We start from the raw sequence: 19,695 nt of genomic DNA, 5'->3' as shown, positions 1-19,695 counted from the left end.
TTATTTTAATTTTTGATTGTTGTGATGACGATTATGATCTCTTTTGGTTTTAAGATCTAATTTTTTATCAAAGGCATCTTGCAAATTTATACCTGTTTGGTTTGCAAGGCAAAGCACAACAAACATAACATCTGCTAGTTCTTCACCTAAATCTTTATTTTTATCAGATTCTTTTTCACTTTGCTCTCCGTACCTACGCGCAATAATACGTGCAACCTCACCTACCTCTTCTGTAAGCTGTGCCATATTTGTAAGCTCGTTAAAATAGCGAACTCCGTGTTCTTTTATCCAGTTATCTACGGCTTCTTGTGCGTTTTGTATGTTCATTATATTTTTGTTAAAACAACCTTCTCGTTTTCCTTCTCTATTAAAATTTTATAATACGTTTTAACAGCCTCGTAATACTTTGGTGTTATAATTGCTTTGTTTATTGATTCTACGACTAATAAATGAATCTGATTATTTTTTTGAGTAACATTATATTTAAAAGATCCTAACTGCTCCGGAAGAGCTATACTTTTAATTTCTGGCAACGTTTCTACTTTGTATCCTTCAGGAATATCTACAATAATTCTATAGGTTGTTTCTGATGGATAACTAAAATCTATAGGGTAACTTCTTTTTTCTAATTTAAAAGGGTTGCTTTTAGATTTGTAAAAAAACATTGGAGAAAAATATATTTTATCACCAATTACATCTGCCTGACTCTCTTTTACAAATTTATAACTTTCCAAGATTGGTTTACCTATATCTAGGCTATTTTTTACTTCAAAATCTGATATTTCTAAATCTAAGGACTTTTCAATTTTTTCTATATAACCATCTTCATCTGCCTCATTATAATTATTTCGGTATATTCTGGCATTATGAAGTTTTACTACCTTTCTATATGAGCCCGATAAATCTCCGTTTGCAGTTAAATTAGTTGTCATCATTATTGTCTTTGTAGACTGTTCATTAGGGTACAAACCTATTGTAGATGACGCTCCGTCTTTAGCAATAATCCTGCCCTCCCAATTAAGCACTCTTGTTGGTAACACATTAGGCATACTATACATACTTGTAGCATCTAAAAGTATAATACCTTCACCAGTATCTATTGCAGAAATCACATAATTATAACCTTCTCTTGTAGGGAAAATAGGAACCCCGTTTCCTCTTGTACTCACTAAAACAGGATTTGCATTTAAACCTGCGTACCTTAGCATAGATGTTAGCATTAGATTAATATCTGCCACATTACCTACATTTTCCTTATAAGCTTTACGTACGCCATTATAGGTGTACTTACCATAAATACCATTCCATTTTACCTTACTTTTTACATAATTATAAATTGCAGCTGCTTTTTGCATAGGATCTGATAATGAAGCTACTAAAGGGTCTATATCTTGATTATAATAACCCGTTTTATTTAACTCGGTTCCAAAGCTAGGGCTATCGTAAATTGTCTTTACTACATCTTTCCAAGTTGATGAATAGTATTTAGGAACACTATTAGGGTATTGAACATAAGAGAGTTCATATTTTGCAGCTGCTCTATAATTATCTATATTATTTATATATGGTTCTTCTTTTAAGGCAGGAATATTTGTTACGCTATATATATGCTTGTTTTCAAAAAAATTTATTTTGTCATTACTAAAAGTAGTACTTACTACATTTGATGACATACTAGACCTAGTTTTGCTTTTAATATTTAAACTAGAGTTAACTCTAGTTATTTTTGGATAAATATTTAAATATCCTCTAGAGTTTAATTTATAATTATAGTACTCAGGAGAAGAAAAACTAGATTCTAATTTATTTACAGGTATACTATGCTGAAACACAAACTCATCTACATTAAAAATAAAAGGAGAATTAATTTTGTATTTAAATTCTATTACGCTACCATCTTTAATATTTGGCATTGTAAACTTTGTTTGATCATAAAATTCAGACATCTCAGACTCAAAAATACCATCCTTCTTCAACTTTGTTTCCTCAATTTTATTACCAACTAGGTTATAAGTAACAGCCTTTAGCCCTATTATTTTTTCTCTATTTCCTTGTGATGCTTTATAAAGTGGTATTGCTTTAGTTGCAAAATCATATCCTTCTTTGTTGTAAATTTTTATTCTCTCATAAACTTCGGTTACTAATTCAAAGCCACTATTATCTAAATATCTAAAATAACACTTCTTATGTTTATATAGGTAAGCTGCACTTGCAGATGAATCTAAAGGATGTACCTTTTCATTTAGTTCCTTGGTAGATACTTTTCCAAAATCAAAATCTTGAGCAGAGATTAGGTTAATAGCTAAACTGAATAGTACTACTAAACTGTATTTTTTAATCATAATAAATTGGGTTATTTGGTTGTGGGGTTCTGGTTAACTTTTGGTTTATTTTTTTACTAAAACAATTTTTGCATTGTCTGTTAACGATACTTTTTTTCTAAAGTCACGATAGTCTTTATATTTCTCCTTTGGGTAATATCCTTCTTTAATAAGTAATTTTCTTTTGTACACTACATTTTTTAAGTCTTCTGATAACTTATATGACACACTATACAATCCAAATTCATTTTCTACTAAAGTGTTATTAGGCATTGCTTCAACTTCAAAACCTAAAGGAAGTAGAATTTCAAATTCATCTTCATCAAAATATCCTCTTTGTATTTCTAATGGTAATTTTCTATTTCTGTACCTATCTGGTACTGCATTATTTCTGTTTAGTGCATTTACCATAAATAGCAACCTATTACCACTAACAGAAGCATAATTTGTTGCCTCTAAACTAATTTTTTCTGTAAAAACAATACTATCTCTATTATTTAAAAGGGTATAATTATTAATTTTAAGGTTATTTATATAGCTCCAATAAGATGTATAATGCTTTTTAATATCATCAGATGTTTTTCTTTCTATGCTAAACCTATCATCATATTGTACACCTTTAGTTGTAATTACTACATCTGCAGCAATTACTCCGGTGTTTGAAAGTGAAATATGAGCTTCTGTCTTTTGATAATTATCCTCATTTACATAACTATCTGTCTGTACCAACTCACCTCCATCTGGTTTTATAACATGTACTGTTCTTCCGTCTGTAAAATCTCCTAAAAACCCAAATGGATGTATTTGAGACGTACAATCTATCCAGTAGTACTTATCATTACTCTCTATTGCTAAAATAACGTGGTTACCCGCTGCCAATGATGCAAAACCTTTATTAAAACTTTCTTTATAATTACCCGCTTCTACGTGTGTATAAAATGCTTTTACACCAACAGCATGTAACAAGGCCATTGTGTAATTAGATAATCCTTTGCAATCTCCATACTTTACCCTATCTACATCTAAAGCAGATATTGGTTGCATACCTCCAATACCTACTTGTACACTTATATACCTTGTATTATCTTGTACATACTTGTATATAATTTTTGCTTTTTCAATGTCTGACTTAGCTTCTTTTGTTAAAGATTTCACCGTATTTATTGTAGATTCTGGCAACTCACCCCTACCATTAAGTAAGTTAGTGTACATCCACTTACCCAAATCTTGCCAAGTTTTTATTGAAGCATCATAACCACCATAAGTAAAGTTTATTGGCCTTATTTGCAGCTTTGGTGATATTTTATAAAAAGCCGGACTTAAACTTTCTTTTTTTAATGCAGGTATATTTTTTACTGTATATGAAGTACTACCGCTTTTTATTATTTTTTCAACATCTAAACCTTCTAAGTTTGCCTCCCTAATTTCTGGTTTAAAACTTTCGTCATCATAGGTAATTGAAATACTACTTTTTTCTGTACTTAAATAAAAAGAGTCTAAAAAATACCAAGCTGGTATTAATTCACCTGTATTAGAGTTGGTATACTCATAGGTAAACTCCATAGTGTAAGGGTAAGTTACTGGGGTATAATCTAAATATTTTATTCTGGAGTCTGAGTATAATGTACTACCATCTACTGCACTAACATCTTTAAAGTCCTTTTCTTTAAACTTTCCTATTTGTTTTCCTAGTTGATTATAAACTAAGGCTTGCACAGATATTAATTTACTGTCTAAATCATATCCTCTATAGGTATGTGTTGCAACATCACCGAATTTATTTAAAACAGTTACAATTCTTTTATGCTTAATATTCATTTTAGTCTTAGAACTAATATGAATGTTCATTTCATCTAACCGTACAACTGCATTTGCATTTTTGGTTAAATTGGAATTAATTAATAAAGATTGATAATTAAAATCTTGTGCTTCAGTTAGTTGAAAAAAAAGAAGCAATATAAAGCTGAAAAATAAGCGCATTGGTTGGTTTTGGTTGAGCCTAAATTAATAAAAACTCTTAAAAAACCTACAAAAAAATATACGATTATTCCTTATTTTTTGTATCTATTATTATTGTAACCGGACCATCATTACGTAAATCTACTTTCATATCTGCACCAAAAACACCAGTACCAACAGGTTTACCTAAAGTGTTTTCTAATTGAGAAACAAAAGTAGTATACAATGGTATTGCAACATCTGGTTTTGCTGCTTTTATGTAAGAAGGTCTATTTCCTTTTTTAGTAGCAGCATACAGCGTAAATTGACTTACAACAATTGCATCTCCTTTACAATCTAAAAGGGAGTTATTCATTACTCCTTTATCATCATTAAAAATTCTAAGATTTGCAATTTTACGAGTCAACCAATCTATGTCTTCCTTTGTATCATTAGTTTCAACACCCAACAAAATTAAAAGGCCTAAATTTATTTTAGAAATAAGTTTATCATCAACGGTAACACTAGCTTTTGTTACCCTTTGTATTACTGCTCTCATTTTTTGTCTCCGTAAATATCTTGTCTGTAGTTTTCTTCCTCTCCTGTTATCATTTGCACGTAGCTTTTATACCTACTCCAAGCCACCTCATCATTCTCTAAAGCATCTTTAACAGCGCATTTAGGCTCATCAATATGCAAACAATTATTAAATTTACACTCACTTTTTAGTGCAAAAAATTCAGGAAAATAGTCACCTATCTCTTCTTTTTCCATATCTACAATTCCAAAGCCACGTATACCTGGTGTGTCTATAATTTGGGCTCCAAAATCTAAATCGTACATTTCTGCAAAAGTTGTGGTATGTTGCCCTTGCATGTGCTGTTCAGATATTTCTTTAGTTTTTATATTTAACTCTTTATCTATGGTATTTACTAAGGTAGATTTACCTACACCAGAATGACCAGAAAACATACTTATTTTACCTGTCATCATTTCTTTTACCTTATCTACGTTTTTACCTGTTTTTGCAGAAATACCAACGCAGGTATACCCAATACTACGGTATAAAGCAGCCAAATATTTTACATCTACCAACTCATCCTCATCGTAAGAATCTACTTTGTTAAATAATAAAACGGCAGGTATACCATAGGCTTCCGCTGTCACTAAAAAACGATCTATAAAACTGGTAAATGTTTGCGGATTATTTAACGTTATCATTAAAAAAACCTGGTCTAAATTTGCTGCAATTATATGTGTTTGCTTAGATAAGTTTACAGATTTACGTACAATGTAATTTTTACGGTCTTTAATTTCTGTAATGGTAGCGTTGGTCTCATCTCCACTTTTTTCAAGATCAAAAGACACCCTATCGCCTACTGCAATTGGATTAGTGCTTTTTATGCCTTTTAAACGGAACTTACCCTTTATTCTACAGTCATAAAATACACCATCATCTGTTTTTACAGTGTACCAACTTCCAGTAGATTTATAAACAGTTCCTATCATTTTGTATTCTTTATTTTACTTTCTTTTTACAAAGAAACAATATATGCGCTATACTACAGCTTTTTTTTTCTCGTTTAAAAAATTATATAAACAACAAACAAATTAACAATTATGAAAAAATTATTATTTTTTGCATTTATCCTTTGCTTATCTACAGTAGATTTATCTGCTCAACAATTTAAAGTTATTACTAGTGTTGAGTCTATTGTTCCTAACGGATTAGGTAGATCTAGAATAATTTCTGCTAACGAGGAGAAAGATTACAAAGAGTACACTTCTACACAAACTGAAGAAGATAACACAAGAAATAAATCTAAAAGAGGAGACATTAGAGTTAAAGGCTTTGATGAAACTAAATTACTTAACTTTTACAATATTGGCGGAATTAGATTTCAAAACATAGCTGCCAATGATGCCATTATTACTTCTAAAATTAATGCAATGGTTAAAGAAGGCTGGGAACTTGCCTTTGTAACTAGTGCTGTTGAAAGTGAAGCTGGTAAAGGTGATGGTAAAGGTATTTTTATTACCAGATACATTTTTAAGAAAAAATAATTTCTTAAACCTTTTTTATAAAAATCCCGATGCAATTTTACATCGGGATTTTTTTTATACTCTAAATTATCCTTTAATAATTTTTTCCTGATGGTTAATTGACTCTTGGTGTATTGCTTTAAACATTTTTAAAACAAACTCTTCACTTAAGCCTTTAGATTCTCCTTCTAAAATCATTGCACCTAAAATCTCATTCCATCTTGTAGATTGTAAAACGGCTACGTTTTTCTCTTTTTTAAGAGCTCCAATTTGATCAGAAATTTTCATTCTTTTTCCTAATGTTTCAATTAACTGTGCGTCAATAACATCTATTTGTGCACGTAAATTACTTAGGTCTTTGTTGTACTCTGCTTCTGGATCAGATTCTTTTCTAATTTTTAAATCGCGCATAATTTGCACTAATTTGTCTGGTGTTACTTGTTGTGCAGCATCACTCCACGCATTATCCGGATCAAAATGAGTTTCAATCATTAACCCATCAAAATTAAGATCTAGTGCAGTTTGCGATACATCAAAAATCATATCTCTTTTACCTGTAATATGAGACGGATCATTAATTAATGGTAAATCTGGAAATCTGTTTTGAAACTCAATTGCCAATTGCCACTCTGGTATATTTCTGTACTTTGTTTTTTCATAGGTAGAAAAACCTCTGTGTATTGCACCTAAGTTTTTAATACCAGCGGTATGTAAACGCTCTATACCACCTAACCACAAAGATAAATCTGGGTTAATTGGGTTTTTTACCAATACAATTTTATCTGTACCCGCCAATGCATCTGCAATTTCTTGCATAATAAACGGACTTACAGATGTACGCGCACCAATCCATAATAAATCTATATCATGTTCTAACGCAAGTTCTACGTGTGCTCTGTTTGCAACTTCTGTAGCTGTTTTTAAACCTGTTTCTGCTTTTACTTTTTGCAGCCACTTAAGACCTAAAATACCTACGCCTTCAAAATTCCCAGGACGGGTTCTTGGCTTCCAGATACCAGCTCTGTAATAATTTACATCTGTATCTTTTAATTGATGAGCAATTTTTAAAACTTGCTCTTCAGTTTCAGCACTACACGGCCCTGCTATTACTAGTGGATGATCTAGCTTCATGTCATCCAACCATGTTCTCATTTCTTTTGAGTTTTCCATCTTTACTTAATTTTTATTCTGGGGTATTCCTTTTAATATTTCTTTTATCTTGTTTGTACTTTCCATTTCATTATAAATGCCTGTATAATTGTCTTCTTCAATCATTTCTTTAAAGGCTTTTAAATTCTGAATGTACTCTTCTAATGTTTCTAAAACATTTGTTTTATTCTGCTTAAAAATTGGCGTCCACATTGCTGGTGAACTTTTTGCTAAACGCACAGTACTCTCAAATCCACTGCCTGCCATATCAAATATATCGCGTTCATTCTTTTCTTTTTCAATAACCGTTTTTCCTAACATAAAAGAACTAATATGAGATAAATGAGACACGTAAGCTATGTGTTTGTCATGAGCATCTACATTCATATAACGTATACGCATACCCATATCTCTAAAAAGATCTAATGCTTTTTCCTGCAACTTAAATGCTGTTTTTTCTACTTCGCAAATAATATTTGTTTTGCCTTTAAACAAATTTTCTATAGCTGCAGACGGACCACTAAACTCTGTACCAGCTATAGGATGACAGGCTATAAAATTCCTCCTTTTAGGGTGGTTTTCTACCTGTTTACAAATTAAGCCTTTTGTAGAACCTGCATCCAATACAATAGCATCATCATTAATAGCATCTAATATTTTTGGCAACTCTACTACCATTACATCTACAGGAATACTAACAATTACTACATCTGCCAACTGCAAATCATGATAACTTGCCTTTTGGTCTATTACGCCTAAAGACAATGCCTCTTCTATATGTGCATCATTAATATCTACACCATAAATTTTAGCACTAGCATTTATTCTTTTAATATCCTTGGCCATTGAGCCACCTATTAATCCTATGCCAATTACAAATACGTTCATTCCTTATTTTATATAATAGTAAAGATGTTGGTCGTAAAACTTACTTATTACTAAACTTTAATACCGCTACTCCTTTTTAAAATCTACTTATTGCTTCTTTAATTTTCTCTTGGGTTACACATAATGAAAAACGTATATACCCTTCTCCGTTACTTCCAAAAATCGTTCCTGGTGTTATAAACACATCTTTACTGTACAATACTTCATCTATAAATTCTTCTGATGAAATACTACCTATAGGCAGCTTTGCCCAAACAAACATTCCTACAGCATTTTTATCATAAGTACAATTTAACTTGTCTGCTAATTGAAAAATTAAATCTCTACGTGTAGCATACACCTTATTTAATTCTGTAAACCAATCTTTACTACTTTTTAATGCTGCTATAGCTCCTTTTTGTATACCATAAAACATACCAGAGTCCATATTACTTTTTACTTTTAATACAGCATTTATATGTTCTGCGCTTCCCAAAACCATACCTACACGCCAGCCGGCCATATTAAAAGTTTTGCTAAGCGAGTTTAATTCTAAGGCACAATCTTTAGCTCCTTCTATACTTAAAATGCTTGTTGGCGCAGTATTTAAAACAAAACTATAAGGGTTATCATTCACCAATAAAATATTGTTTTTTAAGGCAAATGCAACTAACTTTTGTAATTGTTCTTTAGTTGCCACAGCTCCTGTTGGCATATGCGGGTAACATACCCACATTATTTTTACCTTAGATAAATCTTGCTTTTCTAAAGCATCTAAATCAGGAAACCAATTATTATCTGATACAAGGTCATAATACATAGGTTCTGCTCCTACTAAATTAGTTACAGATGTATATGTTGGGTATCCTGGGTTTGGAATTAAAGCCGCATCACCAACATTTAAAAAAGCCATGCTAATGTGTAAAATACCTTCTTTGGATCCCATTAATGGTAAAATTTCATTAAGTGGATCTGCAGTAACACTAAAATTATTTTTATAAAAAGCAGCTATGCTTTCTCTTAATTCTGGTAACCCTTGGTAGCTTTGGTATTGGTGTGCACCTGTATCTTCTACTGCATTTTTTATAGCATCTACGACTATTTCAGATGGTGCCAAATCTGGACTACCAATTCCCATATTAATAATAGGCTTACCATTGGCCATTAACCCACGTACTTCTCTAAGTTTTTTAGAAAAATAGTATTCCTGTATATGTTCTAATCTATCTGCAGTTATCATCCTCTTGCATTTTTGTATTCTCCTAAAACTTTAAATTCTTCTGCCATAATTTGCAATAAGGCTTTGGCTTTTTTATAATCTTTGTACTTTAAAAAAGTTACATCTACAAAGAAAGAGTATTTCCAAGGTTGTTCTATTACTGGTAGTGATTGTATTTTTGTTAAGTTAAGGTTACAATCGCTCATTACATTTAAAACTGCCGCTAAACTGCCACGTTTATGGTCTAAAACAAAGCGTAATGATGCCTTGTTTATTTCTTCTTCTGGCAACTCTTTATTTTCCTTTTTAAGAATAATAAAACGGGTTGCATTATTAGAAATGGTTTGTATTTCTGATGCTACAACTTCTAAATTGTATAATTCTGATGCTACTTTTGGCGCAATAGCCGCAATACCTTTTAAGTTATCTTTTTCTATACGCTGTGCTGTTTCTGCTGTATCTACAGATTCTACCAATTTTATATGTGAGTATGCTTTTAAAAAATCTTTACATTGTAATAGTGCCATTGGGTGAGAATGTACCTCTTGTATATCTTCAATTTTTTGACCTTCTAAAGCCATTAAATGATGATGAATATTTAGATAATGCTCTCCAATTATATGTAAATCGTTATTATAAACAAGCGCATAATTTGGTATTATAGAACCTGCAATTGAGTTTTCTATAGCCATAACTGCTTTATCTGCGTAACCCGTCATTAGTTGATGAATTAGCTCATCAAAAGAAAGACACTCTACCAATTCTACATCTTCACCAAAAAACTCATTAGCTACTTGGTGGTGGTTAGAACCCTTTATACCTTGTATTGCAATTTTTAATGCCATTTCTTTTTATCTACTTAAACGTCAATTTTTTGTATAAAAAAAGTCCCGTTATACACGGGACTTTAATTTATATCTATATTTTAAATATACTACAACAGTCCCGTACCTCTCTTAAAAAAGAAGTAAAAATAAAAACCGTTCCAGAAATATCTTGTGTTCATTGTTCTTGTAATATGTGGCTAAGGTAATTATTAAATTTAAAAAACAAATTTTATTATTATTTTTTTTCACTCATCTAACATTATTTAATACCTGTGTTATTTTTTTAACATTTTATTAAGAGTTGCGTTTTTAAAAATGTTAATGTTATGTTAATGAATATTGTTTTGAAACGTTAAAAATCGCCTTTTTTTCTTATCTGATTTAAAAACAAAATTCACTTATTTACGTTATTTTTGATAAAAAATATAAGTATGTCTATTTCGGTACAAAACATCAGTAAAACTTTTGGCAGTCAAAAAGCTCTAGATAATGTTTCCTTTACTATAAACAAAGGTGAAATTGTTGGCTTTTTAGGTCCTAATGGAGCTGGTAAGTCTACACTTATGAAAATACTTACTACTTATATTTTAGCTGATAGTGGAGATGCTGCTGTAAATGAGTTTAGCGTTGCTGATAAAATTAATGTACAAAAAAGTATTGGCTACTTACCAGAACACAACCCTTTGTACTTAGATATGTATGTAAAAGAATACTTAGCTTTTAATGCTAATGTTTACAAAGTATCTAAAACTAGAATTGAAGAAGTTATAGAACAAACTGGTTTAACACCTGAGGCTCATAAAAAAATAGACCAACTATCTAAAGGATACAGACAACGTGTTGGCTTGGCTGCTGCATTATTACATAACCCTGAAGTTTTAATACTAGATGAACCTACAACTGGTTTAGATCCTAACCAACTTTTAGAAATACGTAAACTAATTAAAGACATTGGTAAAGAAAAAACCATTTTACTATCTACACATATTATGAAAGAAGTAGAAGCCGTTTGTGACCGTGTTGTAATTATTAATAAAGGTGTAGTTGTTGCAGATAAAAAGTTAACCGACCTAAGAGACGCTAAAGAACAAATTATAGAAGTAGAGTTTGATTATAGAGTTGAAGAGCAACTACTAAACAGACTACCAAATGTGGTTGCTGTTAAAAATACTGCTGGTTTTGTTTATGAAATTACTTTTGATACTGATGTAGATATGCGCCCTGCTGTGTTTGACTTTGCTCACGACAACCAGCTAAAAACACTACAACTTAGCCGTAAAAATAAAAACTTAGAAAGTTTATTTACAGAGATTACAGGGTAAACTCTTTTGCTTTTTCTACAAACTCTAGCACAACCTCATCCAACACATCTTGTATATTAGGGTTGGTACAATTGGTTAATATACTAAGTACCAATTGTTGCTTTGGATACACAAAAAAGTTTGAGTAGCCGCCTACGCCATTACCAATATGGCCGTAATACGCATTGACTTTTTTATCTGTACTTACTTGCCAACCTAAACCATAGTAGGTAGACTCACCTTTTACTTCTTGCGCTGTTAAAAATTGTTGCTGTATAGCTTCTTGTAAAAAATCACCTTTTAAATAAGCGTTCCCTAGTTTTACAATATCTGTAGTTGTAGATAAAAACCCGCCACCAGCAAGCTTGTAATAATTGTTTACTTCCAATGCTTTTCTAAAACCAAGTTTTTTTTGAGAGTAAAACTGAGTAATACCTTTTATAAAGCTCCCTTTTACTTCAGCAAATGTGTGCTTCATTTGTAAAGGATCTAAAACTTTTTTTTGCACATAATCTTCAAAAGGTACACCACTTGCCTCTTGCATTGCTAGTGACAATAAAACCCAATCATAACTATTGTAATGGTAATTTGTTCCCGGTTTAAAAAGCAAATCATCATCCTTAAAAATAACAATACTATCTTTAATAGTATATGGTATATTTAAACCATATTCTTTTCCTCTGTAACCACGTATACCTGCGGTATGAGTAGCCAATTGTTTAATTGTAAAGTCGTACTTTTTTTTAGGATAATAAGGAACATAAGTATAAAAAGACTCTTCCAAATCTATTACACCATCTTGCACCATTATAGCTAATGCAGTTGCAGCAATGGGCTTAGAAACGCTTGCTATTCTAAATACAGATGTTGCAGTGTTTATTTGCGTTTTCTTTTCTAGATCAGAAAATCCATATCCTTTATCAAAAATAGTTTTATTGTGTTGTGTTACTTTAATAGCAATACCTGGAACTTTTGCATTACTTATTAAAGATTGCAGTAGTTTATCAGCCTTACTATAGCTAATACTATTTGTTGTTTTTTTTGGTTTATTTCTACCAATTCTATTAGAAAAATAAGAGAAGAATCTTTTAAAACTCAATATTAAGCAACTTTAATTATTACTCTTTAAATATAAGCTTTCCTTTATAAAGCTCCTCTACATTTACAACATTTGGTTTGTTAAAACTAATAACATCACCAACACCTCTAATTGTACCAGATATACTCTCTTCCGGATTTACCAGCATATCATTAGAACTTCTGTGGTTTACACTTACATTTTTAGCTAATAAATTTTCGGCATTTAATCTAGAGTCTCCAGCTGCAAAAACAACATTTAAACTTTCTGCTGTTCCTTTTAATTTAAAATAAGCAGCTCCGTTAGAAACCAAAGAAACTCTTGTACCAGATAATTCTAAATCAAAAGACCCAGTTGTAAAATCTGCTTCTGAGTCACCAAAATCTTCAGATAAAAGGCTCAAATTTGGGTAACTTAAAATCCCATCACTACTAATATCAAAACCTGTACTACTACGTATAGATGTTATATTTGGTGCAGTAACATAAAAAGTAGTTAAACCATAGTCTCTAGTAAAATTACAACCGTTAGTATTAGTTAAGAGCAACTTACCATCTACAACTTTTGCATCTATATCACTACGCAAATATTCTCCTGTTTCTACCTCAACTTTTTGCACAGGACCTTCTTTTATTACTAAAGCAGAGTTTTCAAAAATAGTAATAGTAGTAAACGGTTCTACTACTATTTCTTCTGTAATTATATCTCCTGCGTTCTGTAAACAATCAGATACATTTTCACTATTACAACCATACACTAAAGCAAGTGTTAAAGTGTATAACAAAATTGATTTACCCGTAATTTGTAATCCTATATTTTTAATCTGTTTTCTTGTAATCATCTTCATATTTTTAAAAACGGATTCCAACTCCAAACTCTACGGCCTCTGCTTTAGCAGCGTGAGATTTTAAAGTAACTGCAGCAAACATTTTATCTCCAAAGTAACGCTTAAGTCCCATTCTATTATACATTCTACCTTCAAAATCAAACGGGTAATATACATAATAGCCTAGTTGTGTTACTACAGACATTTTGTTTATGTACAACTCGTGTCCAACAAAAACACCAACACGTTTATAATCGTCATTAGCATCTACTTCCTTCTCAGGAAAAGCAATAGAATTGTATGTAATTAATTCCTTTAAAAATTTAGAAAAGAAAACATCTGCACCTAACTGAAATCCACTTTTTCTACCAATTCTTTTATCTGCATAAGCAGATAAAATATAAAAAGGAGATTGTCCCAAACCAATAACATCACTTTCATTAACACCACCTCTAAAAGCTACATTTAAGTGTATAGGTTGGTTGTAATTTGTAGTATCTGTAATGGTCTTGTATGGTATTTTTTTTCCTCCGTCTAGGTCATACGTTAAACCTGCATTTAATGCAATGGTGTTTGTAGATGTATTTGGCGCTTTAAAGTTTGCGTTAGAATAATGAATTAATGTTAGTCCGGCTTTAAAACCCAAGCCCTTATAAATATTCTCTTTATGGTAATTAACCATTGCATAGGTACTACTTAAAATATCAGACCCATATGCATTGTTTCTAAAGTTAGTTACTTTATCATAAGGGTTTGTAGTATATGCAATACCTTGCCCTACTCTAAGCTGTACATTTCTTTTAAAAAAATAAAAATTGTAATGTGCATACGCACCATAGTTTTTACCAAGCGTACTATTATTCATATCTTGGTAAATAAACGAGTATCCTAAATCTGGATAATTATAAAGTTGTTCCCAAGCCTCATCACCAAAAGTTTTTTTATTATAACTTAAAATAAAACCAGCTGGGTGCGCACTAATTAAATGCGCAATACTATTATTATGTAATGCAATAGAGCCGTAAAACTGATTTGCATCTATTACTATTTTACTTTTCTGCTGAGCAAAACACCCTACAGAAAACAAGGCAATAAAAAGGATTCTTATATTCATTGCGTGCAAAAATAGCAATTTTACACCTACAGCAAATCTTTATAGGCTAATACTTACAAAAATTAAAAAAGTTCTTTTGCTATAGCCTTAATATTGTCAGACTTACCCATAGAGTAGTAATGCAACACAGGTACACCAGCAGCTTTTAACTCCTTAGATTGTTGTATAGCCCAATCTACCCCAACTTGGCGCACTGCTTTATTATCCTTACAATCCTCAACAGCATCTACTAAGTCTTGTGGTACATCAATTTTAAAAACTTGTGGTAGTAACTGTAGGTGTTTTTTAACAGCAATTGGTTTTATTCCCGGAATAATTGGCACATGAATTCCAAAATCTTTAGCAGCCTTTACAAACTCAAAATACTTACTATTATCAAAAAACATTTGTGTAACCACATAATCTGCACCAGCATCTACTTTTTGTTTTAAGCGTTTTAAGTCAGTTAATAAAGATGGTGCTTCCATATGTTTTTCTGGGTAACCGGCAACACCAATGCAAAAATCAGAGCAATTATCCGTTTCTATAACCTCATGCAAATAAGTACCACAATTAAGTTTTTGTATTTGTTCTACCAAGCTCACTGCATATTTGTGCCCTCCTTTTGTAGGCTCAAAATACTTTTGCTCTCGCATAGCATCACCACGCAGTGCCATAACATTATCTATACCAAGGTAATGACAATCTACCAATAAATATTCTGTTTCTTCTCTAGTAAAACCACCACACAAAACATGCGGCACAGTATCTACATCATATTTATGTTTTATAGACGCACAAATACCAACCGTTCCTGGGCGCATACGCGTAAGTTTTTTATCTAACAATCCATCACGGTCTATATAAATATACTCTTCTCTAGACGTGGTAACATCAATAAAAGGCGGTTTAAACTCCATTAACGGATCTATGTTTCCGTATAATTCCTGAATATTTCTCCCCTTTACAGGCGGTATAATTTCAAAAGAAAACAATGTTTTTCCGTTTGCGTTTTTAATATGGTCGGTTACTTTCATTTTTATATTTTTTGGCGTTCCTACGGTCGGGCTTTCGGTAGTCGCTTTTTATGGAGAAAAACCATAAAAGAGCTTCAACAATACCTTAATCCCTAACGCAACAACATACTATTAATCATCTGCTATATTTGGTGCAAGCCATTTTAAAGCCGTTTCTAATGCTATATTTTTACGAGCTGCAAAATCTTCAACTTGGTCTTCTTTAATTTTTCCAACTCCAAAATAGCGAGCCTCTGGATTTGCAAAATAATAACCAGATACAGATGCAGCTGGCCACATTGCCAAACTATCTGTAAGTTCTACACCTATTGTTTCTTTTACTTTTAAAATATCCCAGATAGTAGGTTTCTCTAGGTGGTCTGGACAAGCAGGATATCCTGGTGCAGGTCTTATACCTTTGTATTCCTCTTTAATTAAAGCTTCATTATCCAAAGATTCATTACTAGCATAACCCCAATGTGTAGTTCTAATATCTTTATGCAAGCATTCTGCAAAAGCTTCTGCTAGCCTATCTGCTAAAGCTTTTACCATAATAGAATTGTAATCGTCTAAGTTTTTACGGTAATTTTCGGCTATTTCTTCTGCTCCAAAACCAGTACTTACGCAAAAACAACCTATATAATCTTCTTTACCTGTTTCTTTAGGCGCAATAAAGTCAGACAATGCAAAATTTGGCTTACCTGCATACTTCTTTAATTGCTGACGTAAGGTTCTAAAGGTATGTTTTCCGTTAGGTGTTTCTAGCTCAATATCATCATCATTAATTGTATTGGCTTTAAACAAACCAAAAACTGCTTTTGCGGTTAGTAGTTTTTCATCAATAAGCTTTGTAAGCATTTGTTGCGCCTCTGCAAACAAATCTGTAGCCTGTGTACCTACAATTTCATCAGTTAAAATATCTGGAAATTTACCGTGCAACTCCCAGCTTCTAAAAAAAGGAGTCCAGTCTATAAACTCAACCAACTTATTTAAATCATATTCCTCTATAACTTGTATTCCAAGTGCATTTGGTTTTACAATTTCTGATGTTTTCCAATCTATTTTATATTTATTTTTACGCGCATCTGCAATAGGTAAATACTCCTTATGTTTGGTACGTTTTAAAAATTGTTTTCTAAACTCTTCATAGTCTAATTTAATTGTCTTTTTAAAAGCATCTTTGGTTTCTTTTTGCAATAAATCTCCAACAACAGTAACCGCTCTAGAAGCATCGTTTACATACACTACAGCATTTTTATACTGCGGATCTATTTTTACTGCAGTATGTGCTTTGCTAGTAGTTGCACCACCAATAAGCAAAGGCACAGTAAAGTTTTGGCGCTCCATTTCCTTAGCTAAAAAAACCATTTCATCTAAAGACGGTGTTATTAATCCGCTTAAACCAATAACATCTACATTTTCATCTTTAGCAGCTTGTATAATTTTTTCTGGTGGCACCATTACCCCTAAATCTACAATCTCATAATTGTTACATGCTAAAACCACGCCCACAATATTTTTACCAATATCATGCACATCTCCTTTAACAGTAGCCATTAAAATTTTACCTGCAGAAGAAGACTCTCCCTCTTGCGGATTCTTAAGTTTTTCCTCTTCTATATAAGGCAATAAGTAAGCAACCGCTTTTTTCATTACTCGTGCTGACTTTACAACCTGCGGTAAAAACATTTTTCCGCTACCAAACAAATCACCAACAACATTCATCCCAGTCATTAAATGACCTTCTATAACCTCAATAGGTTTGTCTACACTTTGCCTAGCTGCTTCTACGTCTTCTACAATATACTGGTCTATACCTTTTACCAATGCTCTAGTAATACGGTTTTGTATAGGTTCTTCTCTCCATGATAAATCTACCGTGCTCTCTTTTGCCTTACCAACTACCGTTTCTGCAAAATCTAACAAACGTTCTGTAGCATCATCCCTACGGTCTAACATTACATCTTCTACACGCTCTAATAAATCCTTAGGAATATCATCATAAACCTCTAGCATAGTAGGATTTACAATTCCCATATTCATACCTGCCTGTATGGCGTGGTATAAAAAAACTGAGTGCATAGCCTCACGCACAGGGTTGTTACCTCTAAAAGAAAACGACACATTACTAACACCTCCACTTACACTACAATGTGGTAAATTTTCCTTTACCCAAGCTGTAGCTTCTATAAAATCTATGGCGTTGCGTTTATGCTCATCCATACCGGTAGCAACAGGAAAAATATTAAGATCAAAAATGATGTCTTCTGGTGCAAAGTTTACCTTGTTTACCAAAACATCATAAGAACGTTTAGCTATTTCTATTCTACGTTCATAATTATCTGCCTGTCCTACCTCATCAAAAGCCATTACAATTACGGCTGCACCGTAACGCTTAATAAGTTTGGCGTGGTGTATAAATTCTTCTTCTCCTTCTTTAAGACTTATAGAGTTTACCACACATTTACCTTGAACCACTTGTAAACCAGCTTCTATAATTTCCCATTTAGAGCTGTCTATCATTATAGGAACTCTAGCAATATCTGGTTCTGCAATAACTAGGTTTAAGAACTTAACCATAGCTTCTTTGCCATCTATAAGTCCGTCATCCATATTAATGTCTATAATTTGCGCCCCACCTTCTACTTGGTGGCGTGCAATATCTAGAGCTTCATCAAACTTTTCTTCTTTTATTAGCCTTAAAAACTTTTTAGAACCAGCTACGTTAGTACGTTCACCTACATTAATAAAGTTAGTATCTGGTGTAACAACCAATGGTTCTAATCCTGAAAGTTTTAAATATTTAGGTTTTAAATTTTTCATATTAGACAGTTTCTAAAGCAATATTTCTGGGTTTGTAATCTTTTACCAAATTAGCAATTGCATTAATGTGTTCTGGTGTTGTACCACAACAACCACCAACAATATTTACCAAGCTTTTATCTAAGTATTCTTTTATTTGTGCTGCCATTTGCTCTGCAGTCTCATCATACTCACCAAATGCATTTGGCAAACCTGCATTTGGATGTGCAGATACTCCAAAATCTGTTTTTGCTGCCAATACCTCTAAATGCGGTACCAATTGACTTGCTCCTAGAGCACAATTAAAACCAACAGATAAAATAGGAATATGACTTATAGATATTAAAAAAGCTTCTGCTGTTTGCCCTGATAAGGTTCTGCCAGAGGCATCTGTAATTGTACCACTTACCATTATAGGAACATCTATATTACGCTCTTCTTTTACTTCTTCTATGGCAAAAAGTGCTGCTTTTGCATTAAGGGTATCAAAAATGGTTTCTACTAATAAGATATCTGAGCCACCATCTAACAATGCTTCTACTTGTTGTTTGTAAGCTATTCTAAGTTCATCAAAAGTAACACCTCTAAAACCTGGGTCGTTAACGTCTGGAGACATACTTGCGGTTTTATTGGTGGGTCCAATACTACCTGCTACAAACCTTGGTTTGTGTGGTTCTTTTGCTGTAAACTCATCTGCAACTTGTTTTGCAATACGTGCCGACTCATAATTTAGCTCGTACACTAAATCTTCCATAAAATAGTCTGCCATTGCTATAGTTGTACCAGAAAAGGTGTTGGTTTCTACAATGTCTGCCCCAGCTGCAAAATATTTACGGTGTACTTCTGCTATAGCTTCTGGCTGAGTTAGAGAGAGTAAATCGTTATTGCCTTGTAATGGATGTTCCCAGTCTGCAAAACGTTTGCCTCTAAAATCTTCTTCGGTGAATTTGTAGCGCTGTAACATTGTACCCATTGCACCGTCTAGCACTAAAATTCTTTCTTTTAATATGTCTTGTATCCTTTTCATTGTACCGTATAATATTGTGTTGTGCGTTAAGGATTGATGCGGCATCTTTTTGGTTGCAACGGTTTGTAAAACCTGTTTGCTAAAACCAAAAAATACAGCAGAAAGCCTGGCCATTTGTGCTTGCAAACAAATGGAACGCTATAAATAAAATATCAAGTAAGGTAAATGAGAGAAGACTGTGAATGTCT

The 19,695-nt window shown here is 32.4% G+C and carries 17 protein-coding genes; 2 read left to right on the top strand and 15 right to left on the bottom strand.

All coding sequences use genetic code 11. From position 1 onward, the window contains the following. The 5 genes from CELLY_RS10010 to rsgA all read right to left on the bottom strand — a co-directional run bounded on the left by CELLY_RS10010 (window position 1) and on the right by rsgA (window position 5,768). Window positions 1-327 (bottom strand): nucleotide pyrophosphohydrolase, encoded by a 327-nt coding sequence (locus CELLY_RS10010; RefSeq protein WP_013621559.1) that lies wholly within the window; start codon window positions 325-327, stop codon window positions 1-3. Further along, the gene (locus CELLY_RS10005) at window positions 327-2,342 is read right to left on the bottom strand and encodes a transglutaminase domain-containing protein (protein WP_013621558.1); all 2,016 of its coding nucleotides are present in this window, start codon (window positions 2,340-2,342) and stop codon (window positions 327-329) included. Before CELLY_RS10005 ends, CELLY_RS10010 begins: the two co-directional genes overlap by 1 nt. A gap of 45 nt (window positions 2,343-2,387) precedes the next feature. After that, window positions 2,388-4,301, bottom strand: coding sequence for a DUF3857 domain-containing protein (locus CELLY_RS10000; protein ID WP_013621557.1), 1,914 nt, complete (start codon window positions 4,299-4,301; stop codon window positions 2,388-2,390). 64 nt (window positions 4,302-4,365) lie between these two features. After that, the gene (gene dtd, locus CELLY_RS09995) at window positions 4,366-4,818 is read right to left on the bottom strand and encodes a D-aminoacyl-tRNA deacylase (protein WP_013621556.1); all 453 of its coding nucleotides are present in this window, start codon (window positions 4,816-4,818) and stop codon (window positions 4,366-4,368) included. Next, window positions 4,815-5,768, bottom strand: a complete 954-nt coding sequence (gene rsgA, locus CELLY_RS09990; RefSeq protein ID WP_013621555.1) for a ribosome small subunit-dependent GTPase A — start codon at window positions 5,766-5,768, stop codon at window positions 4,815-4,817. Before rsgA ends, dtd begins: the two co-directional genes overlap by 4 nt. A 111-nt stretch (window positions 5,769-5,879) precedes the next feature. On the opposite strand from rsgA, the gene CELLY_RS09985 reads away from it, so the two are divergent. After that, window positions 5,880-6,323 (top strand): hypothetical protein, encoded by a 444-nt coding sequence (locus CELLY_RS09985; protein ID WP_013621554.1) that lies wholly within the window; start codon window positions 5,880-5,882, stop codon window positions 6,321-6,323. A gap of 66 nt (window positions 6,324-6,389) precedes the next feature. Here the strand turns inward: CELLY_RS09985 and CELLY_RS09980 are convergent, their stop codons facing one another. From CELLY_RS09980 to CELLY_RS09965, 4 genes are all read right to left on the bottom strand, one after another. Next, complete coding sequence (locus tag CELLY_RS09980) at window positions 6,390-7,472, bottom strand: bifunctional 3-deoxy-7-phosphoheptulonate synthase/chorismate mutase type II (protein ID WP_013621553.1); 1,083 nt, start codon at window positions 7,470-7,472, stop codon at window positions 6,390-6,392. A 6-nt stretch (window positions 7,473-7,478) separates the two neighbouring features. Continuing rightward, a complete protein-coding gene (locus tag CELLY_RS09975) occupies window positions 7,479-8,339 on the bottom strand; it encodes a prephenate dehydrogenase (RefSeq protein ID WP_013621552.1) in 861 nt (286 codons plus the stop codon). A gap of 76 nt (window positions 8,340-8,415) precedes the next feature. Next, entirely contained in the window at window positions 8,416-9,558 is a 1,143-nt protein-coding gene (locus CELLY_RS09970) for a pyridoxal phosphate-dependent aminotransferase (RefSeq protein ID WP_013621551.1), read from the bottom strand. After that, the gene (locus CELLY_RS09965) at window positions 9,555-10,382 is read right to left on the bottom strand and encodes a prephenate dehydratase (RefSeq protein WP_013621550.1); all 828 of its coding nucleotides are present in this window, start codon (window positions 10,380-10,382) and stop codon (window positions 9,555-9,557) included. Before CELLY_RS09965 ends, CELLY_RS09970 begins: the two co-directional genes overlap by 4 nt. A 413-nt stretch (window positions 10,383-10,795) precedes the next feature. Between CELLY_RS09965 and gldA the strand changes: the two genes are divergently transcribed. After that, complete coding sequence (gene gldA / locus CELLY_RS09960; RefSeq protein WP_013621549.1) at window positions 10,796-11,686, top strand: gliding motility-associated ABC transporter ATP-binding subunit GldA; 891 nt, start codon at window positions 10,796-10,798, stop codon at window positions 11,684-11,686. Here the strand turns inward: gldA and CELLY_RS09955 are convergent. The 6 genes from CELLY_RS09955 to CELLY_RS09930 all read right to left on the bottom strand — a co-directional run bounded on the left by CELLY_RS09955 (window position 11,676) and on the right by CELLY_RS09930 (window position 19,507). Next, window positions 11,676-12,764: a serine hydrolase domain-containing protein gene (locus tag CELLY_RS09955; RefSeq protein ID WP_013621548.1), complete on the bottom strand. Its 1,089-nt coding sequence runs from the start codon at window positions 12,762-12,764 to the stop codon at window positions 11,676-11,678. The genes gldA and CELLY_RS09955 overlap by 11 nt on opposite strands. 19 nt (window positions 12,765-12,783) lie before the next feature. Continuing rightward, the gene (locus CELLY_RS09950) at window positions 12,784-13,584 is read right to left on the bottom strand and encodes a head GIN domain-containing protein (RefSeq protein WP_013621547.1); all 801 of its coding nucleotides are present in this window, start codon (window positions 13,582-13,584) and stop codon (window positions 12,784-12,786) included. Between the two features lie 10 nt (window positions 13,585-13,594). After that, window positions 13,595-14,683, bottom strand: coding sequence for an acyloxyacyl hydrolase (locus tag CELLY_RS09945; protein ID WP_013621546.1), 1,089 nt, complete (start codon window positions 14,681-14,683; stop codon window positions 13,595-13,597). A 62-nt stretch (window positions 14,684-14,745) separates the two neighbouring features. Continuing rightward, window positions 14,746-15,699 carry a methylenetetrahydrofolate reductase [NAD(P)H] gene (gene metF / locus CELLY_RS09940; protein WP_013621545.1) on the bottom strand — a complete coding sequence of 318 codons (954 nt, stop codon included), beginning with the start codon at window positions 15,697-15,699 and terminating at the stop codon, window positions 14,746-14,748. Between the two features lie 111 nt (window positions 15,700-15,810). After that, window positions 15,811-18,501 (bottom strand): methionine synthase, encoded by a 2,691-nt coding sequence (gene metH, locus CELLY_RS09935; protein ID WP_013621544.1) that lies wholly within the window; start codon window positions 18,499-18,501, stop codon window positions 15,811-15,813. Window position 18,502: 1 nt separating this feature from the next. Then, complete coding sequence (locus CELLY_RS09930; protein ID WP_038507450.1) at window positions 18,503-19,507, bottom strand: homocysteine S-methyltransferase family protein; 1,005 nt, start codon at window positions 19,505-19,507, stop codon at window positions 18,503-18,505. Window positions 19,508-19,695: the final 188 nt, after the last annotated feature.

This window comes from Cellulophaga lytica DSM 7489 (assembly GCF_000190595.1).
In the GTDB taxonomy this organism is placed as follows: domain Bacteria; phylum Bacteroidota; class Bacteroidia; order Flavobacteriales; family Flavobacteriaceae; genus Cellulophaga; species Cellulophaga lytica.
The sequence above is the reverse complement of the archived record's forward strand: the minus strand, read 5'-3'. Positions and strand labels throughout refer to the sequence as shown.